This window comes from Alistipes communis, from assembly GCF_006542665.1.
GTDB lineage: Bacteria > Bacteroidota > Bacteroidia > Bacteroidales > Rikenellaceae > Alistipes > Alistipes communis.
On the sequence record NZ_AP019735.1, the window covers coordinates 732,115 to 756,701 of the forward strand.

Sequence of the window (24,587 nt, forward strand, 5' to 3'; positions counted from 1 at the left end):
GACATTTACCCCGAACTGTACGAAACCGATATATTGGTGTACGAAGTGTGCCGATGCGAGCGATTTGGCCTTGCCTGCCTATGCCCTATTTCCTTCTCCAGACGATGTAGCTCGTATTTTTGGGCATGCGTCGGCGGCCGGTATAATAGTTGTTATCGCCAAACTCATGACAGATGCCCTCCTGGTCGATGGCCCAACCGTAGGCGGACGAACCGACCAGATAGACTGCATGATCGACTCCCAGATCGACCAATGCCTGTGCAAAGTCATGTAACGATTCGGGAGTCCCGGTCTCTACCATGAAGATCTCACCCATACGGTCGCAAATCCCCCGGCGGATGGCTTTTCCTTTGAGTGCGTTTTCAACGAGTTGTCTGTTGTCGACCAGCGGATACTGACGGAAAAAATAACCCTCCTTCTCCGTTGCCTCTTCAAACAAGGGGGAGTTTTCTGCAACCCCCACGGTCACCACTCCATCAATGGATGCACAAAATCCTTTTTTGGACAAGCCCCACGCACGGGGGGTTCCCTTCAGTACGAAGGCTCCGACGATGCCTCCGTTGTCAGCGCGTACATCGGCAGCCTGGGCCGTATATATCACCGACGTATCCTGTTGATTCATCCGCCCGATATGCAGGGACATTTCTGCATTGTGGGGAATATAGATTCGCAGGGGGATGTCATTGATGAGCGTGTCCCTGATTTCGGTGAATCCCTTTGCGAGGGAATCCACCCGGGAACCGAGCCATTCTCTTCCGATCGGTTCGGGTGTCGCCTCCGGTTCGAAATAGGACGGTTCGGGTTCTGTCTCCGATGCTTTTTCGCGATTCATTATTACAAACAGGATTCCTCCGCCAATCAGTAACAATACACATATAGCCAAAATGATCATCCGGGGATGTCGGAAAGGAGACTTTTTCCTGTCGTCCTCACCGATAATGCGGATCTGATCGTCCTTGATATCCTTGTATTCTTTCATACTTACCTGGCCTCCTTCTCCAAAAGTTCCTTCAGCTGTTTCAGAGCCTCCTTGGATGCCGTCACCGTGTGGTTGAATGTGTTTACGTCCGAGAGGATCAGCTTTTGCTTCGGGATATTGATGTAGTAAATGTATGACCGATTGATGATCAGACTTTTCCCTATGCGGATGAAGACGGCACCTTCGCTACCGAGTTGGGAACTGATCAACTTTTCGATTTGCCCCAATTGGTAGGATACCATGCGGACCTCGCCGTCGGTCTGTACGATGGTTGAATAGTTTCCGTCCGATGCAAAATAGACAACGTGATCCGGTGCGATTCTCACCAGATCTATCGAAGTCGATATGACCAATTGTTGCTTCATCTCCTTGTTTTGCAGGACAAAAATACGTCTATTATTTTAGAAAAGGAAGATCGGTGCTCCGGAATGTATGTAACAGCGTTCAGAATGTACCAAATTTTTGTGTCGTTGCCCTCTTTATTGACAGTGCGTTGCAATTTCCGCCGATTCTGGAGAGCGCTGATTGTTCAGTTTTGCCTTTTATTTCGCCCTTCCCGTTTGGTAGACAAGCCGAAGCCGCCGGAGGGACTATGCGCAAGGTTTGCCTGTGGCAACTTGTCCTGACCTTGCGTTGTCCGTCCGGCGGCTTATCTTTGCGGCAGAAAGGGAAGGGCTATTTGTTCTTTAACTTCGCTGCATCACGCTTGAGTTGCTCGGCCTCTTGGGCTTTCAGCCGGGCCTGTTCGTCGAGAGCTGCCCTTCTGCGCACCAGCCGCTCGTACTTCTCGACATCCTTCCGCATCGAGTCGATGCACCGCTGATCCCGCTCGACTTCGAACAGCTCCTCCAGCTCCGACAGCCGTTTCGGTGACGCCTCGCCCTTCATCAGCACATAGCGATACTTTAGGTCGTTGTCATACCGGCCGCGGTCGGGCCGCCAGTCCAGATAGAGCCCGACAGACTGCACCGCAATCACGATAAACATCGACATGAAGAGCCAAAAGTTGCGGGTTGCGTCGAGGGAGAGCGCGAAGCGGTGCTGCACCATCCGCGGCGGCAACTCCTCGGGAATCTCCATTTCGGCCACTTTCTCGTCGATCTCCGCGATCTGCGTTCCGAGGTCTTCACAAATTTGTTCCTGCCGCTCGGAGATTGCTTGAAGCCGCTGCTCAATCCGATGGCCCCGTTCCTGCTGTGCCTCGCTTACCCTTGTCTGGGTCTGCTCCAGTTGCAGAATCCGAATCTGCAGATGCTTGATTGCGTTCGTATCAATGGTTGCTGCCGGTTGTGATCGGGCCTCGGACAACTCCGTGCGGAGCGTCTTGATAAGGGTCTCCTTCAACTCTTCGTACATCTCGAAGGAGAGCTCCAGAGTGTTCTCTTTCATCTTTTCGTATTTTAGGTTTGTTATCCGATTTTACGGGAGCGTGCCTCCATGCGACGCTTGCGCTCCACGAGGGCTACGGCCATCGCCTCGGCCGCCTTGTTGATCAGGACCGTGATGCGGGCTATATGCTCCTCGGAGCTCTCACCTTCACGCCGCTGCATCATCTCGGGTGAAAGGGCAAATGGCGAGTCGAACGGCGGTAACGGTATCGACCCGGCACTGCCGAGCGACACCGACCCTGCGCCATGGCTTCCGCCTCCACCTCCTCCCGCTGCGGAGAAGGGACGCCCGCCTCCGAATAACCCTGCAAAAGCAGCCTGGAAGCTCCCGACTGCCGCCTTGAGTCCCGACATCAGTGTTGCTTGTCGCTGTTGCACTTGTCCGAAGTGGCTATCCAGTTTCGAGAAACTGAAGGCCCGGTCGACCTTCGAGCCGGAAAACACAAAGCCATTACGGGCGAACTTTACTCCTTCAATGGTACCCTGCGCCCCTTTTCGCTTGAAGATCGTCTCGATGCCATGCCGCTTCAACCGGTCCCGCAATTCGTTCCAGTTACGACAACGGGGAAGCTCCTGCCGAATCGTATCGTAAATCTCGTACCGGGTCCGGTCGGGTTCGCGCAGCCGCTCCCGCCGGACGGCCTCCTTGCCCGGAGCCAGATGCAGCCCGAAGCGTTCGGTCAGCTCGCGGCACACCTTCGCATTACGGAGTTTGATGTTGCGGTCGGAGATGGTCTGCCCGTGATCACCTACACGATTGTAGACCAGATGACAATGGGGATGAGGCTGGTCAAGGTGTCGCACCAAAAGGTATTGCGTATCGGTGATGCCCATCTTCTGCATGTATTCCTTTGCAATCTGTGTCATCTGCTCATCGGTGAGCTTCGGGGCGTCCTCCGGCGAAAACGACAGGGAGATATGTCCGACGTTCTGCTGCAGGCGGGGATTGAGGCGCGCCTGATCCTCGAAATCCTCGACCATCTCCCGCACGCCGGGCGGCTCGACACCCCGAGCCTCCAGCACGCGCGACTGCTCCTTCATCACATAGCTGACCGTGCCGCCGAATGATCCTCCCGAAATGACCTTACCGATCACGGCGCAGGGCTTCGATCATCCGCACCAACTCGGCCTGAAGCGTCGCATGACGTGCTGCGACGGCGGCGAATCCCTGGGTGTGGGCCAGCCGGGTCAGCTGGTTCAGATTGCGGGCAAGGCCCTTGAGCTGTGCGAGCCATTCGAGGTGTTCACTCCGCAGCCGCTCGCGGATCGAGCCGTTGAGAATCAGTTGCCGCAGCACCTCGGTACGCGGAACGCCGGCCGCACGGGCCAGGGCGCGGAGCTTGAAGTTACAGGCTGTGTTGCACCGCAGGGTGATGCGGTACTCCTGTTTTCGGGCGCGTCCCAAAGGCGGACGGCCTCCTTTCTTCGGTGTATTCATGGATAGGAATTTTTGAGTTGAGACCATCGGGATAGGGCCTTGCGGCCGGTTTTTGGCTGACAAAAACACAAACTTGCCTCTGTTACCTCTGTTTTTCGAATGCTCGGGGATCTCCCTGGCATTCTCAATCGACTATTTGCTCTCCCGCTCACCGAGAATCCGTTGAATATCCGATGTGCGATATCGGATCTTGTTGCCGATCTTGACGGCCTTCAGGTACCCTTTCCGGTTCCAATGCCAGAGCGTTGCATCGCATACGCCACACAGCTCCTTGACCTGCTCCTTGGTCAGGAAGCGTACCTTGCGAGCTTCGGCGACCTGGGTGGCCAACTCCTCTTTGGCGCGATTGATCAGATGGCTGGAGAAGGTCAGCAGATCCTCGCCGCTTACCTCCAGACGAATGCTCCCGGGCGCTTCGCGGAGGATGGATAATAAGTCTTTCATAGGTTGTTGTTTCCGCACGGGTGGGACGGCGCTTTCCGGCGGAACAAAAAGCGACGCCGTCGCCCGGATATCCGAGTGACGGCGCAAATATAATAACTTGATTGAACGAACTTTAAGCGTTTAATTCGCGGTCTATTCGGACGAATTAAACGAGTTCGTTTCGGATAGAAAATCCTTGATTTCACGAATGGCGACGGCTTCGGGACCTCGATCCCGTACCGATTTCCCGGCAAGCAACGGTTCGGTCAGCCGGCTGTATGCCTCCTGAATGCCGCGTTCGTGAACGATGCGAATCTCTCGGCCGTATTCCTCCTGCAGTGCGTCGCGGAACGGCTTGATTGGAATCGGGAGCGTCAGATAACGCAACTCTTCGAGGGCGATCTTCAGTCGGGCAATATCGGTTTGTGTATGCCGGGTGAGGAGATACGTTCCGATCTTACGTCGCAACTCCTCGGGGCGGGATACCGTCGGGGCGAACATCTCCGTCAGAGAGCGGGTGGCTCCGGGACGTCCCGGCTTGCGTTTTGAATCGTTCTTGTCGCTCGACGACTCCTCCATGGCCCAATCCAGCACCTGATCGCTTTCTGCCAGACGCATGGCTTCGCGGTGGGCTTTCCACTCCTCCCGGGTCCGAAGCCCCAGTTTGATGGAACGGGCAATCAGCAATCGGATCGTGGCGCTCATGGTGATCTTCTGGAAGTAGCCCAGTTCGGGAGTTCGGCGCAACTCTTCGCAATGCTCCACCATGCGTTCGAAGCTCTTTCCGAAGTAGAGCCAGCAGAGCATTGCCGGAACCGGCGATCCGGCGACCGGCTGCTCACACTCTCCGATCAGTTTGCGGGCGAGGTCGTTGTCTTGGGCGGCCTGTTCGATCTCGTTGACATGGTTGAACAGCCCCTCATTGGCCTTGGCCGCCGTGAGTTTCCGATATTGCGGAATAAGGGCGATGGCCTGAAGCAATACGGCTTGACACCCGGCCATGTCCCGGGTGTTCATCGACTCTTCGAATGCGGCATATTCCTCGGGATGGGCCTCCATCCACTCCCGCAGTTTTGCCTTGAAGGCTTCGTATTCCGCCTGGCCCATGGCTTTATTGATCAAATTCCTGTAATTCGATTCTCAATTGCTCGGCAAGTTGCTTTTCAGTGGGCAGATAGAGCTGGTATTTGCTTGCCAGAATCGTATTGTTGTTCTCCGGCAGCGTATATTTTACCAGCAGATCGTTCTTGTCGGCGCACAGCAGGATTCCAATTGTCGGGTTCTCATCGGGCGCCTTCTCGTTCCGATCGTAATAGTTTACATACATTTGCAACTGACCGATGTCTTCGTGTGTGATCTTGTGGGTCTTCAATTCAATGATAACGAAACAGCGGAGCAGCCGGTTGTAAAATACCAGGTCTGCGAAGAATTCATCATCTTCGAGCAGTATCCTCTTTTGGCGGGCAACGAATGAGAACCCGTTCCCCAATTCCAGCAAGAAAGCCTGCAAATTGGTGATCAGGGCGCGCTCCAGGTCTTTTTCGTAATAGGCTGCGTCGGGTTTCAATCCGAGAAATTCCAGTACCATGGGATCTTTGATGATCTCGGTCGGAGATTCGGGTTGACGTTCTTTACGAGCCACCTCCAATACCGATTTCTTGTCGTTGCTCAACAGCAACCGCTCATAAAGTCCGGAATTGATCTGCCGTTCCAGTTCGCGTCCGGTCCAATTATTATTGGCGGTTTCCAGTTCATAATACTCCCGTTTGTCGTTGTCGCTTATTTGAATCAGAAGACGGTATTGATACCAATTCAATTGCGTCCGCAGTGCGGTCGCAATTGGATAAGTGCGGTAGAACCGCCTTGCCCGTTCTAACTGGCGCACGGAAAAACCACTACCGAACTCTTTTTCAATTTCCAATGCAACGTTTTGAAGAAGGTATGCTCCGTATTCTGCTCGGTCTTGGCCTTTTTGTTCTTCGATAAAGATGCGTTCTCCCAGTTTCCAGTACATTTTTACACGCTCGAAATCGACACTTCGTATGGCAGTCGTTCGTGCGGTGATGATGATGTTTCGGATGTCGGAGACAAATTGTTCGTCCAACTTGAAGATTGCCGGTTCGTTCATAGTTCTCGCTATTGAATAGTGAACGCGCTGCGTTCAATTATGACAACAAATTTACTAATTCTTTTTTCATTTCATCGTCGATGGTGCGGTAGCGGGCAAAGGCCTTGCTACCTTCTTTGTGTCCGCTCAGTGCACCGACCAGATTGGGATCCTTGACTTTCCGGTAGAGATTGCCGACAAAGGTCCGCCGCGCCAGGTGCGACGAGGCAATCTCATACAATACCCGCTTCTCCTCCTCGCGGGTCGTCGGGTTGATGACCGTAACCAATCGCTTTAACCCGGCCGCCTTGAAGATTCGCTTGATGGCCAGGTTGTATTTCTGTTCGGAGATGAACGGCAGCAGCTTGTCGCCGTCACAGGCTTCATACCGGGCAAGAATCTCCGTGGCCATGGCGTTGAGCGGTACCCGTACCGTCAGCGGACGTCCCTCCTTGGTCTTGCGCGGAATGTATTCGATGGCGCCGCCGATGAGATTCGATTTTGTCATCTTCAGCAGGTCGCCCACCCGGCAGCCGATCAGACATTGGAAGACGAAGATATCCCGCTGGACGGCCAACTGGGGATGGCGCTTCAGATTGGTGGCGTAGATTCGATGCAGCTCCTCGATGGTGATGTAATACGGCGTCCCGTAGGTGCACTCCTCCAGCGGGAAATCGTCGAACGGCCGGTTCCGGCTCTTTTTATGACTGTTGCACCAATAGAAGAAGGTTCGGATACGCGAGAAGCAGTCCAACAGCGTGTTCTTGCCTCGGGGCTGTGGAGTGCGGGCCTCGGGAATGGCCTCGTAAATCTCGGGATAGATGGCGCAGTAGCGGTACTCGTTTTCCAGAAAGTTCCAGATGTCCCGCAGGGTGTCGGCCGTTACCCAGTCCACATCCAGCGTGAAGTCCTCCTTCCCCATCTGGGTAGCCCGGATGTAGAGTTCATAGCGCTGCAAAGCCCGCTTGATGACGCGATAGTTCTTCTTGCGAACCTCCGAAAGCCGGTGCTTCTCGAGAAACTCGTCGAACAGCGCGGTCAAGGTCGGTTTGATGGCGGATACTTGCTCCAGGTTGTACTTCTGCGGATTGTAATATTGGTCCAGTGCCTCTTTCAGCCAACCTTTCGATACCGTCTCTTCGGGACGGTTTTGATAGGCTCTCTCGATGTAGGTCTTGAGCCTGCGGGCTTCGTTGTTGTAGCGGGTGCGCATGGCCTCGTCGCAGACGACTTTGCTCTTGACCTGCTCGGCCTTGTCATCCCAAAGATTCGGATTGATCGTAAGACGGGTCGGAGCAACCAGATCGAGTTGCCGGCCGTCGCGCAGACGCGCGTAGATGGTCGCCTGGGACTCCGTGTCGTAACGGGTGACGCTCTTTTTGAGAATGAGGGTTACTTTCATGGTTCAGCAAGATCTAGGGGCTTGTGACAAAGATAGGAATCTTTCCCCACATTTTCCCCACACATGCTGAAAAATCTTCAATGCCCTTTTAGTGATTAAAACAAACGAGTGAATATATAATGCTGAAAATAAGTGAAATATGGTGAAATTTGCACATATATCCAATTATTCTGATTTAATAGGATTTACTATATTCAAATGCGGCTCCGGGTACTATGCAAAAACCTCAAATGATTGTCTGTAAATCATTTGAGGTTTTTGTTTTGCTTGTTGCGTCCGCAACTTGTCCGCATTTGTTGCAATATTGTTCTTTGATATTAAAATTGCATGCTTCATTTCGCACTATCATGCACGCTCTTACCATAATTAGGAAAATAAATACCTATCTTGCAGGTAACTAAAATATTTAAATTCCATAGCTATGAACAATAAAGTTCGATTATTTATAAGTTATTGTCATGATGTGATGCAGTACATATCACATCATTCAACAAGCACATGACAAAATTTGTTGATGATAATATTTTAGATATATGGTGGGATAAAAATATAACTGCTGGATATGACTTTTGGGAGCAGATAGATTTCCATATAGAAAATCGAGATATCATATGCTTATTTATTTCAGCTAATTATCTAGCGTCCAAAGCATGCAAGGAAGAAATGCGAAGAGCATGTGAATTACGTACACATAATGGAATTTGTGTGGTTCCTATTATTTTATCGTCATGCAGCTGGTTAGATTACGATAATCTGAAGCCATTGTTAGCAATTCCTACCGATGGAAAAGCAATTTCGTCTTTTCCTAATCCTGACGACGGTTGGCATGATGTGTATAATCATATGAAGAAAGTTATCAAGGACTTCTAAAATATAAAAAAATTACACTTTAGTTCGCCGTTTTCAGTTTTTTTAGGAGATGCTATTTTACCGACTAAAACACACTATATAATAAAAGGAATGTGAAATTAGATGATATTTTCATGTATCCAGATTTATCATTTTTTGATAGCGAAAAAGACAAACAAATTAAATGTCTTTCAGAGGATTTGATTAAAAATTTCACAGAAGGAGACAGACTCGTTATTATTGGAGATGACTAATCAGGAAAAACGTCCCTATTAAAGAAATACATCATCATTCTTAAAGAGAAAAACTTTATTCCCGTATATATATTTGACAAAGAAAGAGGATTACAAGGTAATTTTGACAATCGAACAGCAAAAACATTTAAAGAAGAGTATAAACAATAGCCCACGCCCTAAAGGAAGGACGTAGGAGAAGTCGACTTATATTCCTTGGTGCAAAAAGAACTGTCGGATTCGATTACCAGAAATAAGTCTACACTTTCCGTGTAAAAAATATGTCTGCGCGTTAGCGCACCACAAATATAGACATTTTTTACACATCGGTGCAACGTTCTCCTTTTGGGGCTGTTGCAGTTTGTTCAAAGATCGCTTTCGGGGACAAACACAGAACCCCACTGCGCCAAATTCAGGCACAGTGGGATTTATTTATGAAAAAAAAAAAATTCGAAATTAGCGGTGCTGTCCGAGCATCTTTTCGAGGATGGCCGCATATTCCTGCCGAACCTCTTCGGGCGAGACGATCTCCATGAATTCCCGGGGTGCAAGTATTTTGCGGTAGAATTCATTGGTCGGAGCGAGGTAGTAGCCGAACAGTGACCATCCGTCATGCTGTTCTGTCTCCTCCTGTGAATAGTGCAACGGCAATGCCCGCAGGTATTGCGGCTGCTCTCCGGTGCATTTTATTACGATACGACGCGGCGGAATATCCGGATAGGCGTGATGCCGATAGAAGTCGCCAGATGCTCCTCGGCCGAGAAACCTTTGGGCATGCGGAACGTCTGCCCGGAGATCGAGAGTCGCTGAACCCTGTCCAGAGCATAGACCTTTATTTGCCGGTTCTCTTGGGTCGGGCCATATACATACCACCGCCGTTCGTAGAGCTTCACAAAATAGGGGAGCAGCTGTATATGCTGGGATTCTTCCAGGTAAAACGGATGATATTCGATCTCCAGCACCCGGTTCTCGCGCATGGCCTCGAGAATATCGGTCAGGTGTTGCAATGCCGACGGTACATCCTCGACAAGAATACGATTGCGGATACTCTTGTTCTCATGAACCATATTACTGGCCGAGAAACTGTTCAACAGCCAACGGGAGACATCGTTCTCGACCAGTTCTGTCTTATTTTCGATATAGTATTCGTTGGTCGGCTTGTAACAAGCAGCGTATGTCGAAAAACTCCTCGACGGCTTCCCTATGCTTGTGGAAGGCCCGCAACGGGATTGGCTTGCCTTCGGACATGTTGTTGTGCAGCCAACGGCGGTTGATCTCAGCGAAGGTAATGCGTCCGGCTCGATAGATCGTATCGGCCAGCCAGATATAGCGGTGAAAGACATTGGATGACATCGAAATCAATTTCCGGTAAAGATACAAAAAACTCTGCCTACAAGCGGCAGAGTTTTGAATGGAGCAGTTCTATATCTGGATTTTTTCAGTTCGAAAATACCTTCCGAAAAACGAAAGGTGACGATTAGTACACCTTTGGCACTCTGTAAAAGCACGAAAACTTTGTAATCCAACAATTACAAAAATCCGTCAGCATCTAAGAGAGTATCACAATTGCTCACAATGATATAGTCAATAGCCAAATTTTCAATCACAGCGTTATCTCTGAGGGAATAAAGAGAAGAAAGAGATTGAACAAACCTTTCTTTTTTACAATACAGCTGAATTATACTTGATTAAAGTAACATTTCATATTTATCTTACCATATTGGTGACATTCGGAATTTAAACTCATAGTCCCGATACGGCATTCTGTATTGCGGGAGCGGCAGGCGTCCCCAACTGTTCACGCATCCCAGTCCGGACTGGGCGCTTTCGATATGGACGTGCGTCCGTCCGTCGGGTACGAGGTCGCCGGGATGGCGGACGTATTCGGACGATCCGTTGTCGAGCTGCGGAATGGCGTAGGGGATTGCCGAAGCTGAGAAGTGACGGTCGGAGCAGAACTCGATTCCGAATCCCGAAGCGTCGGTCAGCCGCCACCAGCGCACACCTCCGCGTGTCCCCGACTCCTGCGGACTGGCGTATTTGGGGTGGAACTGGTCGGCGACGCGCTGTGCGTAGCGGCCTACGAATGCTGCACTCGACCGGTCGGCGTAGTTCTCCATCGGGCCGCGGCCGTAGTATTCCACGGCGTCGAACATGCCCGGGGTCTCGAAGGCCATGCCGAAGCGCATCAGGTCGGCGACATCCTTGCGCGCGGGGTCGGCGGTCATCGTTTCGCCGATGCGGATCGACCCGTCGGCAGCGATAACGTAGGCGAGGCGGAGTTGGGCGCCGACGGCGGGGATCATGTAGTCTGCGACGGCTTTCGCCCCGCCGTCTCCGGACGTGAGGGTGAAGTTGACGAGCTCCGGTTCGGCCCCGGCCCACATCCGGCTGTCGGGATATTTTCCGGTCTGGCGCACGCCGAGATCGTTGTCCGTGGCCGCACGGTAGAAGCTGGGACGCAAGGGGCCTGCCAGCAGCTCGACGTCGCGCAGGCGGTAGGAGCGGATGAAACCGCTCTTCGGGTCGAACGTGACCGAGAATCCCTCGCCCGAAACGGTTTTGTCGGCGATGCGGAGCGTTCCGGCGGGAGCTGCGGCGGCGAAGCGGGCCGCAGGATCGTCCTCGCGCAATACGAGCTGGTCGGCGGCTACTTCATAAAGCGCGTCGAGCAGTCCCTGCCGTTCGCGCAACTGGTAGCGCACCGTGAGCAGCACCTCCCCGTCCAGGGCTTCGACCTGTTCGGGTTTGTAGCCCAGCGTCACGGCGGCGGTGGCCTGCGGAGCCACGTCGAGGCGTTCGACCGCGCCGCTCAACACGGGCCGTCCGTCGGAGGTGATCTCCCAGAGAAGGCGGTAGGGCGAAAGGTCGGTAAAGAAGTTTTCGTTATAGACGTTCACGATGCCTTTTTCCAAATCGCGGGCCGTGGTGTGGATCGGCCGGTGCTGGTGCTTCACTTCGTAGGCGTGGGGATGCCACGTGCGGTCGGCGGCCAGTACGCCGTTGCAGCAGAAGGTGCTGTCGGAGGCGTCGACGGCGTTGTAGTCGCCGCCGTAGCGGTAGGTCAGCCTCCCTTCGGGGTTGCGCCATGCGAGGGCCTGGTCGGCGAAGTCCCAGATAAACCCGCCCTGATATTTCGGTTCGCGACGTATCATGTCCCAATACTCCTTGAATCCGCCCAGCGAATTGCCCATGGCGTGAGCGTATTCGCATTGGATAAGCGGTTTCGCGGGATCGTCGGCGAGGTATTTCTCGCATTGGTCGTAGCTCCAATACATCGGGCAGACGATGTCGGTGTTGTAGTCCCCGTGGTAAGAGGCCTGCTCGTACTGCACCGGGCGTGACGGATCGAAGGACTTGATCCAGTCGTAGCAACGTTCGAAGTTGGGGCCGTTTCCGGCCTCGTTGCCCGTGCTCCATACGATGATCGAGGGGTGGTTGTAGTCTCGGAACACCATGCGCCGGTTACGGTCGAGGTGTGCGGCGGCAAAGGAGGGGTTACCGGCCAGATTTTTCGACTTGTCGCGGTAGTGGTAGCCGTGCGACTCGATGTTGGCTTCGTCCACGACGTAAAGCCCGTACTTGTCGCAGAGGTCGTACCACAGCGGCGTGTCGGGGTAGTGGCACGTGCGCACGGCATTTATGTTGAGCCGCTTCATTTCGCGGATGTCGCGCACCATCTCCCCGCGTGTGACATAATAACCCGTGTTGGGCTCCATTTCGTGCCGGTTGACGCCTTTGATGAGGATCGGCTTGCCGTTTACGAGCAGCTGTCCGCCGCGGATCTCGACTTTGCGGAACCCCACGCGGAAAGCTGCGGCTTCGGTCACCGAACCGTCGGCGGCGAGAGCCTCGGCCGTGAGCGTGTAGAGGTTCGGGGCCTCGGCGCTCCATTGCTTCGGGGCGGCGACCTCGAACAGCGTTTCGGCGCTGTTGCGGCGGGGACGGAGCGTGCGGGTGTCGAGCGTGCGGCCCTCGTCGTCGCGGAGCGTCAGCCGTACGCTGCCGACACCCGGCGTCGCGGTCACTTCGGCGCGCAGCGTCCCGTCGCGGTAGTCGTTCACAAGGTCGGGCGTGAGCCGCACGTCGGCCAGACGGCGTTTGTCGCGGGCGTAGAGGTAGCAGTCGCGGCCGATGCCCGAAAGACGCCAGAAGTCCTGGTCTTCGAGGTACGAACCGTCGCACCAGCGGTTGACGCGCAGCACGATCAGGTTGTCGCGGCCCGGCGTGATGTAGCGGGTGACGTCGAATTCGGCTTCGAGCTTGCTGTCCTCGCTGTAACCCACTTCACGGCCGTTGACCCAGAGCGTCACGTTCGAGGTCGCCGAGCCGATGTGGATGAATGCGTCGCGGCCTTTCCAATCGGCGGGAACCCGGACGGTGCGGCGGTAGAGACCCGTGTAATTCTGCTCATGGGGAACCAGCGGAGGTTTCACCTCGAAGAATTTGTGCCACGGGTAGGGCTTGTTGGTGTAGACAGGGTCGCCGTAGCCGTTCAACTCCCAGATTCCCGGCACGGGCATCACGCCCCACGACGAGTCGTCGTAGCCGGTGCGGAAAAATCCTTCTGGCTCCGCACCCGGACGTTCCGCGCGCAGAAAGGCCCATTCGCCGTTGAGCGTGCGGTAGAAAGGCGAACGGGTGTAGTCGTTCTCAGGAACGGCCTCCGAGGCCGTCGGGAAGACGATGAAGCTCGTGCGCATCGGAGCGCGGTTCACGGCGAAACACTCCGGATCGAGCCACCGTTCCGTGGGAGATGCTGTGGCCGACAAGGCGACAGCGAAGAGGACCGTAAACAGGTGTATTTTCACTTCTCTGGATTTTTATGGTGTTTATTCGATACTTTGATATAGCGCATACCGGGCAAAAAGGCTATCTGTCGTCGAGCGCATATATTCGACGCTCCCGCGCGGATCGTTGCGCGGCGTAACTTCGTACATGAAAGGCCCGTCATAGCCCGACCGGATAAGAACATCAATCACCTTTGGCCATTCAACAATGCCGCGTCCAGGCATCCAATGACGTTCATCTACGCCATCATAATCCGAAACGTGGATACTCACGATATAAGGAGCGAAACGGGCTGCAAAAGCATGACTCTCTTCCCCGAGCAAGTGGTTGGTATCATAGCATATTTTAAAATCCGGGACATTGGCCACTAGCCAATCAAAATCGGCACTACTATTACCCAGACATCCACGCGGAAGGTCTTCAACAGCCACCACTGCGCCGTAACGTTCTTTCACAAGCGGGATAAAGCGCAACAACATCTGCCGAAGATTCTCAAGACGCCGGGGACGCTCCTCGTCAGAAATCTGCGCTTCACTGCTGGGATGCATCACTACCACACGAAATTTGCCGATACGCGTCGCACGGTCAAGGATTTCAATCCAGTTCTTGAGTGTCGCCTCGCGCCATTCGGTCCGATCATCCGACAGATCATTCGGTGCCTTGCGCGTAAAAGGCAAATGAACTGACCAGAGTTTCAGTCCGGAACCTTTCATTGCGGTATTGAAGCGTTCGATCCAGGCATCATACTGCTCCTCAGTACCACCGGTGAGATTACCCGTCCAAGCTTCGATCCAGCGGATACCGTATTTATCGTGTGCCTCTTTGTAGGCTTCAGGAGTCATCGAACGAATGGCTCCGTAAACGGCACCAACCTCATTGAAGCGGTCCTGCCCTAAAGCCAGCACTGGAAGGAGCAATAACAAAGGGAGAAATATGAATATTCTTTTCATAAAAAATATTTTACCAATTATATGGAATCATATTTATCGAGATAATTCATTGAGCTTTCGTTTAGCCTCGGAAAGTCTGTCTTGCCAGTTCGCTTCCGGCGTTACGGTGGCAAATCCGGAGAGCAGCGCTTCGAGTTGCCCAAACCGTGATGCAGCTTCCGGCGTTCCGGCGGCTGTGAACTCTTTTTTCAGAATCGAGATCTTTTCGGCATCCTGGATTCCTTCGACCAATCGTTCGAACCGGACGGAAGAACGCGCCCCGGGATAAACGATATATGTATCGCCGGCGGGGAAGGTCCTGAAACGCGAATCGGTCAGCGGTTCCTCAACCCACGAATTGTAGGCCCAGCGCAAAAAACCGTCGTAACCGCAGGCAGCCGTATACCATCCGGCATAGACCGCTTCGGCAGGGTCGGAAAAAGTGAACATGTTGGGAAAACGGTCCGAACAGCAGACGTAGTAGGTCGTTACGAAGCCTTGGGCGCGTCGCCCAACGATATGCTGTGGCGGAACCCTGTCGCAAACTTTGACGCACACGCTATTTACAAAGGGATAACTCAGGTAGCTGTTCTTATTGTCGGCCATGGCAATTCCCAGTTCGGGAGCTGTTTTCCGCAGGAGATCGAGCGCATCGGTCATCTCCTCCGGCGAACGTTCGTCCATAGCGATATTTGTCCGTCCGAGCCACCCCTTTTCGCGGAGGTGCCCGGTGAAGTCAGTGAGGAACGGTACCCACAGCTCTTCGAAGGCCGGAGTGCCCGGATCGGCCGTCACGTCGGCGAAACAGCCCGTAACATCATCCCGATAGTGGAGCTCGTTGTTCCACGGCAACATCGAGTAGCAGTTGATGGTGTGATCGATGCCTAAATCCATCATCAGTTCGACCCATCGGTCGAAGACCGTATAGTCATAGCTCCACGAACCGTCAGCCTTTTTCGTCCAGATGATCATGTCGGCGTAGGAGTCGAAACACTGGTTGTTCCACGGGTCCTTGTTCAGAGTCGTCGTAACGACCTTTTGTCCTGCATCGGCCAAGAGTTGCATATACGGGACAAGGGCCTCAAAATGGGCATCGCTCCACATGTCGAGCCCCTCAATGCGGGCGACAGCCGCAGGGTGCTGCCAGAGGTCAAGATAATAGTTCCACTCGGCAGGAGGCGGGAGCTCCCTGCCAATGACCGTGAGTTCGATGTCGAACGTTTGGAGCTGTTGGCCTTTTGCAAACAGTTTGACTGTCGAAACATACTCTCCGGCGGGGGTGTCTGCCGGGACGGAGATCGTTATCCACACCGGACGGACGTTTCGAGCCTTTATGTCGAAAACATCGATATCGTCGAGCATGTCCGGAACCAAGTGCGGCGGGTAGATCGTGGGATCGTGATAGCCGCATTTGTTGCCGAACTCATCGCTCAGGACATAGCGGACGAATCGAGCCTGGGCGACATCTTCGGAAAGCGTGTGTCCGTCCGATCTAAATGGTCCCACCTTGACCTCTACGCCGTCTGCACCGGAGGCGGTCCAGAGCAACAGTTGGGCAGATACCCGTTCGCCTCGCCATCCTTCCAACTGGGCAGATGCCGAGGGAGCTACATCCGGAGCGACCGAGCGTCTGAAAACAGCGTCCGTGCTCACGAACGAGGCATGGAGCCCTTGGGGAACGCCCGACCAATCGGAGAGTGTGTCGGCCGTGGGGTCGGGCAATTCATCGAACGATGAAATCTTCCGGACGGTCCCGCTATTGCACGAAACGAGCAGCAGAAAGAGACCGACCGATAATAATAATGAGGAAAGGTACGATTTCATATCTTGAAAGCACTGAGTAATTTACACAAAATTAACGAAATGGAGTATTACCCCTACCGGAGTAACACTCCTTATTCACAGTATCCAAAGAAAGATTATCTTATCTTTACAGCGTCGGTAGCCATCCTTTTGTAGATGGCTACCATTTCACTGAATGATCCTTCACCGCGTTTGAGTTCATACATGAAGACACCTTTATATCCGGCTTTCATCAGCGCTCTGTACAACGCGGGCCAGTCAATCTTACCTTTGCCCGGAAGCCAATGACGCTCGTCGATCATATCGTAATCCGAGACATGAACGGTCGCAATCCGATCACCACACGCCTCGACGAAATGCAGCAGGCCCTCAGAAAGCAGGTGATTCGTATCGAAACAAATTTTTACGTCGGGATACGGGGCGATGATGCGCAGCAACTCGGCGGAATTCCGTCCAAGGCATGTGCGCGGCAAATCTTCGATACAGAGCTCCGCGCCAATGCATGCCGCCGCCTCACGCAGCACCCCGATCGAGGCGATGCTATTCAGGATGCGCTGTTCACGCTCGGCATCGGCGATCGGCTCTGAACTGGGATGCAATACCAATTTCTTCGGTCCAAACTCGCCGCAGATCGCGATCATTTCGGTCAGAAATCCGATGTTGGCCATCCGTGCGCTGTCGCTGAGCACCGAAATATCCAGCGTCCGCGAGAATGGCAAGTGACACGACCATACCTTCAACCCAGCCTCATCGGCCTTTCGGGAGCGCCTTTTCGCGAATCTCGGTCACGGTTCCGCAGCCGCTGATACCGATCTCGACATATCCGATGCCCGCCTGCACTGCTTGCGCCATCTCTTCGAGACTCATGCTGCTGGTCGAACTGCCGACACCAAGACACTGAGCCGAGAGGTTCGCCGCACACAGCAGCATGGCTGCCGTCAACAGAATCTTTTTCATCACTTCGGCTATTTGGTATAGTTTTTCACGCAACGAACGCTCAAATAAATATCCTTTGCCGCCTCACTGTTGGTCTTAGTCTGCAGGTTCAAGCTCGTGCCGCTGATCACCAGCGACCGTGCAACTGTTTCGCTGGTCTGCCCGATAAACCACATGTAGCCCCACTTGCCCAACGCACTGCTGTTAAAACTGCCGTCGGCCTTCTGATAACCCAACGGCCACCAGCCGAAACCGATGCTTTCAGCCCCTTCGACGAATTGCAGCAATGCCTCACCGGCATCGGTAAGCGTCAGGCTCGACTGAATCCAGATACCGCCGTCGGCCACACGACCATTGCCGCCGCGCAACCACGCCCCGACGTTGCCCATGTTCTTGACCGTGCAGCCAGATTTGTAGAATCCGGCCTTCGTCACTGCGTTCTCCGGTTTCCCATCGTGGCCACCGGAGAAGGTATAGCCACCCAACGCAAAATCGTCAGGAATGGCATACTCGCTCTTGATGGACATCAACATGTCCCACCAGTCGTTGGCGTTGGCCACATGCCACCCCTCGGGGCAGCAGCCGCGTATCTGGATGCCAAATTCACCGTCCTCCGTACCGTCGAGTTTGAACGGGTTGCCCACATCATCCACACCTTCGTAGCCCGGAACATAAGGACACTGCGCCGGCGTACAACCCGATATGCCGGTCATCGCCTCATACCAGGTGTAGTAGCGCCCCTTGGCTGCATCGAGCCGCAGGAGGTGCGAAGCCTCAAGTCCGGCAACAGTGAAAGCCGTCAGGTCGGGTGCAACACCCAGACGGCCGTCCTCGCCCGCCTCGTGGCAGTCCTCGGTCATCCACCAGCGCTTGCCGTATTTCTTGATCGTATAGCCCGGCAACTCGATAGGAACCGACACGGTAATCGCCGCGAAATATTCGCGCACTTTGCTCGTCCCCAGTTCGTTCTTGGCCACGACCGAAATCGACTGTGCCGGAATCACTACATCGTCGTTAACCACCCGAACGGTGATTACGTTAGTTCCCTGGCCGTCGATGATCGATATTTTTTCCTTTTCCTGCTCGGCGATCGTCCATTCGTAGGTATCGGCCCACTGAACCTTAGGCACCGAAAAGATGAACTCCTCGCCGCCGTTGCAGGTCAGCGTGGCGGGGACCTTGGAGATCGGTCCGGGCTTCTTGGGAACGGTCATCTCCTGAATATCTTCTTCGATATCGCGTTTCACGGCCTCAGTGCAGGCAACCAGCGCCGACACTGCGGCCATACATGCCGCGGCCACTATGTATTTTTGGATATTTTTCATGTTTTTTTGTTTTAAGCGTTACAAAGTATGCACTTCGGGATACCCAAACGGGTTCTCCACATACCAGCGGGCTTTATAAATCTGGTAGCCCGCACGGTTGAACAGACGGTTGCCGCCAAGGTCGCAAACCTCGGCCGACCACCAGTTGCTCCCGCCCGACGTGGGGCGCATGACGATCGTGGAATAACCTTCGGGCCCCGTCGAAAGGCTCTTGATGTCCTTCTGCTGGAAAATCTGTACGTCAGAGAACTTCGCCGTCTTGCAATCAAACTTATAGACGTGCTCGACCGTAGTGACGTACATCGCCTCCTCGCCGTAAACCGGCGCGAGGTCGTGTGCCATGGTATTTCCCGTCCCCATGTCATAAGAATAGACCTGCGAGAGTTCAGGAGCCGTACGGTTGCCATTGTAGGAAAGTTTCAGCAACTGGGCGCCCGTCGCCGTCCACAGACAGTTGCGCGTGCGGTCCCAAACGACGTTATGGGCCGAATAGACCGGCATAGTGAAGGCGGGTTTCGAAACATAACTGGCGTCCTCATTGTAGACGTAGACGCTCAGCAGGTTGCCCGTGCTCGACGCCACGACGATGTTCTTATCGGGAAGCACCTCGGCCGAGTGGGGATTTCCACCCGGCTTGGCGTAGAAAAGCACCTTCTTGTCCGCAATGCGGATCAAGGCTACGCCGCCGCCCGAGGCCGTAACAAGTACACATGTGCGGTTGTAGACTGGCTTGGCCTCGTCGGGCGTATTGAACCACGCCTGCTCAGAGACCGAAAGTCCGCTGTCGGCAGCCTTCCACTCCCAGGCGATCTTCCCCGTCGGCTGGTCGATCATCAGGATGCGGTTCTTGCTCTGCTCGGTCAGGATCATCACTTTCGTGGCCTTGTCCAGCTCGATCGTCTCCTCCGTCTGATCTCCGGGCCTCCAGGGCACATAAGGCCCCTCCTCCTCATCCTTGCTACAAGCCGAGAGGAAGCATACGGCTACCAGCATCCACAGATACTTTTTCATAATCACAAATTACAGTTTATCGGATTAATAATTGGGGTTCTGTTCGAGTTTCTTGTTCAGCAGGATCTGATCCGCCGGAACAGGCCACCAGTAGTCGCGGTCGGGATCGAACGCACGCACGGCGATGTCCGTGCCCGCATAGTCCTGAATCACGGCGTTCATCACCCGTTCTGCGGTCATCCAACGACGGATGTCGTTATAATAGAGGCCCTCACCGGCAAACTCGATCCGACGTTCATGGCGGATGATCTCGCGCATCTCCGCCTGACTTTTCGTTCCAAAAGTGTAAGTAGGCATGCCGACACGCTCGCGCACGCGATTTACCGCATCGTAAACCTCCTTCGACGGCGTGGCATCGACCTCGTTCTGCGCCTCGGCGAACATCAGCAGCACGTCGGCATAGCGGATGAACATGTAGTTGGTCTCGCCGTTGCCATCGTCCGAATCCCGCTTCTGTTCGTCATAAATCGTGAGCTTTTTGTGTGCAAAGCCTGTGAACTGACACACCTCCGAAGCCGGGCAGTTGGCTTTGCCGAGGAACGTACTGCCAGGATAGAAGTTCGTCGCAGCGAAACGCGGGTCGAGGTTGTCATACTTGCCCATCGTGGCCGCGCCATCGGTCGTCGTCCGGTAATCCATTACCAAATCAAGCAGCGGCGCGTTGTTGCGATACTGAACGCTATAGACATTGAACGAATTGACAGCCGTGTTCTTGGTCTTCGAAAACTCAACATTGAAGACACACTCGCAGCTGTGCTCGTTTGCCGGCAGGAAGAGCTTCCGATAGTCGCCGAACAGGTCGTAGCCTGTCTGCGCCTCTTTTTCGATCAGGTCGCCGGCCGCCTTGGCCGCAGCCTGCCACTTCGCCGAGTCGTTCGAGGGATTGACCAGCTTGCTGGCCTCGAAGAGCAACAGACGGGCCTTGAGTGCCATTGCCGCGCCGAGCGTGGCGCGCCCCCGGTCGGCCGTCTTCGACCACGTCCAGTCGAGTAGCCTGCGGTCGATGATGTCGTTCAGGTCGTCAAGGATCGCCTGCACCACCTCCTTGCGCGAGGCGCGGGGCAGCGAACCGTGAGCATAGACAGGTTCTTCAAGGATCAGCGGCACACCGTTGTAATAAGTCACCAGCATATAATAATAGAGTGCGCGGAGGAATTTGGCTTCACCCTCCATCTGGACGCGGCGGTCGTCCGCCACCACGGCGCCGGACAGACGATTCAGATGGGTGTTGCAACGCCCGATGCCTTCGTAACACTTCTTCCAACGGTTGGCAATGATACCCGAACTGTTGGCCGTATGCGTGCCTTGTGCGATGACGTTATATCCACCTGCATTGTTGTAATTATAAGCATTGGGCGTGCAGGTCTCTTCGAGTAGCGGTGCCGAATCGCCGAACAGTGCACTGCTGGTCAAAACGTTGTAACAGCCTGACATAGCGGCTTCAGTTCCCTCCTCGGTTTCCCAGAACGTCTCGACCGTATATTTGTCGGTAGGAATAGTGTCAAGGTTGCAGGAGCCCAGCGTCACTGCACCGCAAAGCATCAATCCGAATACTGTCTTTTTCATAATTTTCCGTATTTGAAGCGATTAGAAAGTGATGTTAAACCCGAAGTTGATCGTCCTGAGCGAGGGATACTGCATCAGGTTGGTCGACGAGAGGTCGATCTCGGGATCGAACATCTTCAGCGGGGAGATCGTAAAGAGGTTCTCGCCGTTGACGAAGATCTGGCACTGGCTCATGCCGAGTTTCGAAATCCACTTCTTGGGCAGGGTGTACGAAAGTTGCAGCTGCTTGCAGCGCAGGTACGACGCATTGTAGAGCCACTGCGTATTCTTATAGTCGTGCATCTCGGGAGCGCCCGTGGCTGTGTGGAGGATCGGCAGTCGGGTGTTGTGGTTCTCGGGTGTCCACGCGTCGGTCGCCCACTCCTTCAACACGCCTGCGCCGTTCCAGAACGGGGCAGCCAGGTTGCCCGAAAGGTAGGTCTTCACGTCAGCGACGCCCTGGAACTGTGCCGAAAGTTCAAGGCCCTTCCAGCCCAGCGAACAGTTGAAGGCATAGGTGATGCTCGGAGTCAGGTTGCCACTGACTGCGCGATCGTTGTCGTCGATCTTATCGTCATTGTTGAGGTTCTTGTAACGGATGTAACCCGGCTTCACGCCGCTGCCGACAGTCACCGAATTGGCGATCTCCTCGTAGCTGTTGTAGAACCCGTCGGCCTGGTAGAGATACCATGCGTCGATAGGCTCACCCTCACGGATGATATTGAAGGTCTTGATGTACTCCTGCCCGTCGAGGTCCACGACGATGTTCTTATTGTAGCAGAAGTTACCGCCCACGCTGTAATGGAAATTCTTGATCGTACTCCGCCACTGGAGGTTCAGTTCGATACCATCGTTGGCCACCACGCCGATGTTCTGCTTCGGACCGTTCAGGTTGCCAATCTGCGCCGGAATCTTCACGTCGCGCAGAATACCCTCGGTGCGCTTCTTATAGAGGTCCACACTGAACAACAGTCGGTGGTCGAAAGCCTCGAAGTCCAGTCCAAGGTTGTAGGTGCGGGTTGTCTCCCACGAAATGTTCTCGTCGACGAAGTCCTTGATCGCCGCGCCACCCGCAAGCACGTCGCTGAAACTGTAATTGTAATCCTTGCTCGCCAGTACGGACATCAGATATTCATAGTTTCCGATGGCCTGGTTACCCATCTCGCCAACCGAGCCGCGAAGCTTGAGGACGTTGATCTGCCGGATGTTCTGCATGAAACTCTCCTTGTCGATACGCCAGCCGACCGACACGGCGGGGAAAAAGGCCCAACGGTTACCCTTGGCGAATTTCGATGAACCGTCGTAACGCGCCGTCACGTCGATCAGGTATTTCTCCTTGTAGTCGTAGGTGATACGTCCGAAGTAGGAGAAGAGCAGTTCGAGCGACGATCCGCCCGAGATCTCATCCATCGTGGCTCCGACCGACAGGGCCGTAAGCTGGTTGTTGAAGTAATCGCGCTTCTTAGCCTGGAAGTTCTTGGCATCGTAACGCTTATACTCCGTGCCGACCATCACGTTGAAGTTGTGGCTGCCGCCGAAACTCTTGCCCCACGAAAGGGTGTTATAGAAGGTGTAGTTGATCGAGTTGTTGTCCCAATCCTTGGCCGACACATAGGCGCTGAAGTCCTTCCGTTCGAGGGTTTTGGGGTTGTAGGTGTACATCGCGTGCTTGAAATCCTTCGAATAGTGGTCGATCTTCACATAGCCCAGGTTGGCGTTGTACTTGATGCCCCACGGCAGGTCGTAGCCGATATTGATCCGGCCCAGAATGCGGTGGTACTGGCGACGGGTGTTACCTTCGTTCAGATACATAAGCGGGTTCTCGGGATTGTTGCGTCCGGGAGTCGAGAGCCACGTCGAGAGCCACTTGCCGTCGGGCAGCTGCGTACCGAAGATCGGCAGGGCACGGTTGATGATGTTGACCGTTGTCGAAACACCGTAGATCGGGTCAGTATTGTAACGCAGGTTGCCCAGCAGGCTGACACCCACCCTCAGGCGCTTGGTCACCTGCGCGTTAATCTTCATGTCCCACGAAAAACGCTCGGCATCGTCATTGGCGATCATAATGCCACGCTGATTCATGTAACCGCCGCCCAGCGAGTAGGAAATCTTGTCCGTACCGCCCGAAACGCGGGCGTTGTATTGCTGGAGGAAGCCGTTCTCGTAACAAAGGTCGTACCAGTCCGACGCAGGATAGATGTAGCGGTCATGCTTCATACCCTCCTCATATTCGAGGATATCATCGTCGTTGTAGGTCACCGTCAGTTTGCCTTCGTTGCGCTCAGCCTGGTTACGCATGCGCATATACTGGATCGGATCGGTCACCACGTCGGGAACGTACGTCGCCGACTGAATACCGAAGTTGGCGCTGAACTTCACCACGGGAGCGCCTTTCTTGGCCTGCTTCGTGGTGATCAGAATAACGCCGTTCGCCGCCTTCGAACCATAGATTGAGGCTGAAGCGTCCTTCAGCACCGAGATCGTCTCTATATCACCTGGATTCAGTTCATTAAGCGAATACTCCATGCCGTCGACCAGTACCATCGGGCTCGAGCTGCTCATCGTCCCGACGCCGCGGATGCGGATCGTCGCGCCGTCACTGCCGGGCTTCGCCGAGGCCTGGTTGATGTAGACACCCGGCATCGAATAGAGGGCCTGCGAAGCGTGGGTCATCGGCTGGTTCTCGATCTCCGACATCTGACGCACGGCGATCGAACCGGTCAAGTTGACCTTTTTCTGCACGCCGTACCCGATCACCACCACGTCGTCGAGCATCTGCGTATTCTCCTTCAACACCACTGTCAGGCGCGTCCGGTTGCCGACGGCCACCGTCTCGGGATTGTATCCGATAAACGAGACGTTGAGATGCGCGCCGGGCGTCACGCTGAGTATGAATTCACCTTTCGAATTGGTCACCATACCGTTTGTCGTGCCGTCAACCAAAACGTTCGCACCCACGACAGGATCACCGGACTCCGTCTCGACACGACCCGTCAGTTGGTATTCGGCCTCCGAACGCCCCGGTTCGGGCTTGTACAACACGATGTGGCGGCCTTCGACCTTCGCCTGAATTCCCTGGTCGGCCAACACGCCGTTCAGGAGTTTCACGACGTTCTGCTCGCGGGCATCGACCGAAACGCGTTTCCGCAGGTCGATTTCACTCTCGCGATACCAGAACGAGTAGCCGCTCTGCGCCTTGACCGCTTCGATCACCTCGCGCACAGTGGCATCCTTCAGCGTCAACGAAATCACGGGATTCTGCGCGTAAAGGGCCTGCGTCGCGACCGTGAACCAACACAGCGTCAGCAATCCGCTCAGTCGGCACAGCGTCCGCCGCCCGAAAAGGCCCCGAAAGGGCCTCCTGCTGGTAGAATTTGTACTCATAAGGTTTAAAATTTAGGTTGTAGTGAAAAAAGTTAGGTTGACTC

At 54.3% G+C, this 24,587-nt stretch carries 22 protein-coding genes; 1 reads left to right on the forward strand and 21 read right to left on the reverse strand.

The genetic code is table 11. The annotated features are described in order from the left end of the window. Positions 1-85: 85 nt before the first annotated feature. From FMF02_RS03100 to FMF02_RS03140, 9 genes are all read right to left on the reverse strand, one after another. Positions 86-979 (reverse strand): hypothetical protein, encoded by an 894-nt coding sequence (locus tag FMF02_RS03100; RefSeq protein WP_141412176.1) that lies wholly within the window; start codon positions 977-979, stop codon positions 86-88. A gap of 2 nt (positions 980-981) precedes the next feature. Beyond that, entirely contained in the window at positions 982-1,344 is a 363-nt protein-coding gene (locus FMF02_RS03105) for a LytTR family DNA-binding domain-containing protein (protein ID WP_141412177.1), read from the reverse strand. A gap of 310 nt (positions 1,345-1,654) precedes the next feature. Then, on the reverse strand, positions 1,655-2,368 hold the full coding sequence (locus FMF02_RS03110) for a hypothetical protein (RefSeq protein ID WP_141412178.1): 714 nt from the start codon (positions 2,366-2,368) through the stop codon (positions 1,655-1,657). A 20-nt stretch (positions 2,369-2,388) separates the two neighbouring features. Next, a complete protein-coding gene (locus FMF02_RS03115) occupies positions 2,389-3,462 on the reverse strand; it encodes a relaxase/mobilization nuclease domain-containing protein (protein ID WP_141412179.1) in 1,074 nt (357 codons plus the stop codon). Beyond that, positions 3,452-3,805 (reverse strand): plasmid mobilization protein, encoded by a 354-nt coding sequence (locus FMF02_RS03120; RefSeq protein WP_141412180.1) that lies wholly within the window; start codon positions 3,803-3,805, stop codon positions 3,452-3,454. The genes FMF02_RS03115 and FMF02_RS03120 overlap by 11 nt, the downstream gene beginning before the upstream one ends. A 132-nt stretch (positions 3,806-3,937) precedes the next feature. Further along, a complete protein-coding gene (locus FMF02_RS03125) occupies positions 3,938-4,249 on the reverse strand; it encodes a helix-turn-helix transcriptional regulator (RefSeq protein ID WP_141412181.1) in 312 nt (103 codons plus the stop codon). A gap of 132 nt (positions 4,250-4,381) precedes the next feature. Next, positions 4,382-5,335 (reverse strand): DUF6043 family protein, encoded by a 954-nt coding sequence (locus tag FMF02_RS03130; RefSeq protein ID WP_141412182.1) that lies wholly within the window; start codon positions 5,333-5,335, stop codon positions 4,382-4,384. A 4-nt stretch (positions 5,336-5,339) separates the two neighbouring features. Next, a complete protein-coding gene (locus FMF02_RS03135) occupies positions 5,340-6,356 on the reverse strand; it encodes a PDDEXK nuclease domain-containing protein (RefSeq protein WP_141412183.1) in 1,017 nt (338 codons plus the stop codon). 37 nt (positions 6,357-6,393) lie between these two features. Beyond that, positions 6,394-7,737 (reverse strand): site-specific integrase, encoded by a 1,344-nt coding sequence (locus tag FMF02_RS03140; RefSeq protein WP_141412184.1) that lies wholly within the window; start codon positions 7,735-7,737, stop codon positions 6,394-6,396. A gap of 477 nt (positions 7,738-8,214) precedes the next feature. On the opposite strand from FMF02_RS03140, the gene FMF02_RS03145 reads away from it, so the two are divergent. Then, positions 8,215-8,607: a toll/interleukin-1 receptor domain-containing protein gene (locus tag FMF02_RS03145; RefSeq protein WP_149882030.1), complete on the forward strand. Its 393-nt coding sequence runs from the start codon at positions 8,215-8,217 to the stop codon at positions 8,605-8,607. A gap of 668 nt (positions 8,608-9,275) precedes the next feature. On the opposite strand, the gene FMF02_RS13940 is transcribed toward FMF02_RS03145, so the two are convergent. From FMF02_RS13940 to FMF02_RS03195, 12 genes are all read right to left on the reverse strand, one after another. Next, positions 9,276-9,464, reverse strand: a complete 189-nt coding sequence (locus FMF02_RS13940) for a WCX domain-containing protein (RefSeq protein WP_170214364.1) — start codon at positions 9,462-9,464, stop codon at positions 9,276-9,278. 44 nt (positions 9,465-9,508) lie between these two features. After that, positions 9,509-9,886 (reverse strand): helix-turn-helix transcriptional regulator, encoded by a 378-nt coding sequence (locus FMF02_RS13945; RefSeq protein WP_051014445.1) that lies wholly within the window; start codon positions 9,884-9,886, stop codon positions 9,509-9,511. 61 nt (positions 9,887-9,947) lie between these two features. Then, positions 9,948-10,172 carry a hypothetical protein gene (locus tag FMF02_RS13625; protein WP_149875238.1) on the reverse strand — a complete coding sequence of 75 codons (225 nt, stop codon included), beginning with the start codon at positions 10,170-10,172 and terminating at the stop codon, positions 9,948-9,950. Positions 10,173-10,531: 359 nt separating this feature from the next. Further along, complete coding sequence (locus FMF02_RS03160) at positions 10,532-13,630, reverse strand: glycoside hydrolase family 2 TIM barrel-domain containing protein (protein WP_244611614.1); 3,099 nt, start codon at positions 13,628-13,630, stop codon at positions 10,532-10,534. Between the two features lie 21 nt (positions 13,631-13,651). Continuing rightward, positions 13,652-14,560: a sugar phosphate isomerase/epimerase family protein gene (locus FMF02_RS03165; RefSeq protein ID WP_019131397.1), complete on the reverse strand. Its 909-nt coding sequence runs from the start codon at positions 14,558-14,560 to the stop codon at positions 13,652-13,654. Positions 14,561-14,593: 33 nt separating this feature from the next. Then, positions 14,594-16,363: a DUF4091 domain-containing protein gene (locus FMF02_RS03170; protein WP_141412188.1), complete on the reverse strand. Its 1,770-nt coding sequence runs from the start codon at positions 16,361-16,363 to the stop codon at positions 14,594-14,596. A gap of 95 nt (positions 16,364-16,458) precedes the next feature. After that, positions 16,459-17,082, reverse strand: coding sequence for a sugar phosphate isomerase/epimerase family protein (locus tag FMF02_RS03175; protein ID WP_317129837.1), 624 nt, complete (start codon positions 17,080-17,082; stop codon positions 16,459-16,461). Between the two features lie 7 nt (positions 17,083-17,089). Further along, positions 17,090-17,299, reverse strand: coding sequence for a hypothetical protein (locus FMF02_RS13860; RefSeq protein WP_244611615.1), 210 nt, complete (start codon positions 17,297-17,299; stop codon positions 17,090-17,092). An 8-nt stretch (positions 17,300-17,307) separates the two neighbouring features. Beyond that, the gene (locus FMF02_RS03180; protein ID WP_244611616.1) at positions 17,308-18,525 is read right to left on the reverse strand and encodes an FISUMP domain-containing protein; all 1,218 of its coding nucleotides are present in this window, start codon (positions 18,523-18,525) and stop codon (positions 17,308-17,310) included. A 96-nt stretch (positions 18,526-18,621) separates the two neighbouring features. Beyond that, on the reverse strand, positions 18,622-19,614 hold the full coding sequence (locus FMF02_RS03185) for a DUF6528 family protein (protein WP_019131400.1): 993 nt from the start codon (positions 19,612-19,614) through the stop codon (positions 18,622-18,624). 24 nt (positions 19,615-19,638) lie between these two features. Then, positions 19,639-21,180, reverse strand: a complete 1,542-nt coding sequence (locus FMF02_RS03190; RefSeq protein ID WP_141412190.1) for a RagB/SusD family nutrient uptake outer membrane protein — start codon at positions 21,178-21,180, stop codon at positions 19,639-19,641. A gap of 21 nt (positions 21,181-21,201) precedes the next feature. After that, positions 21,202-24,543, reverse strand: a complete 3,342-nt coding sequence (locus FMF02_RS03195; RefSeq protein WP_244611617.1) for a TonB-dependent receptor — start codon at positions 24,541-24,543, stop codon at positions 21,202-21,204. Positions 24,544-24,587: the final 44 nt, after the last annotated feature.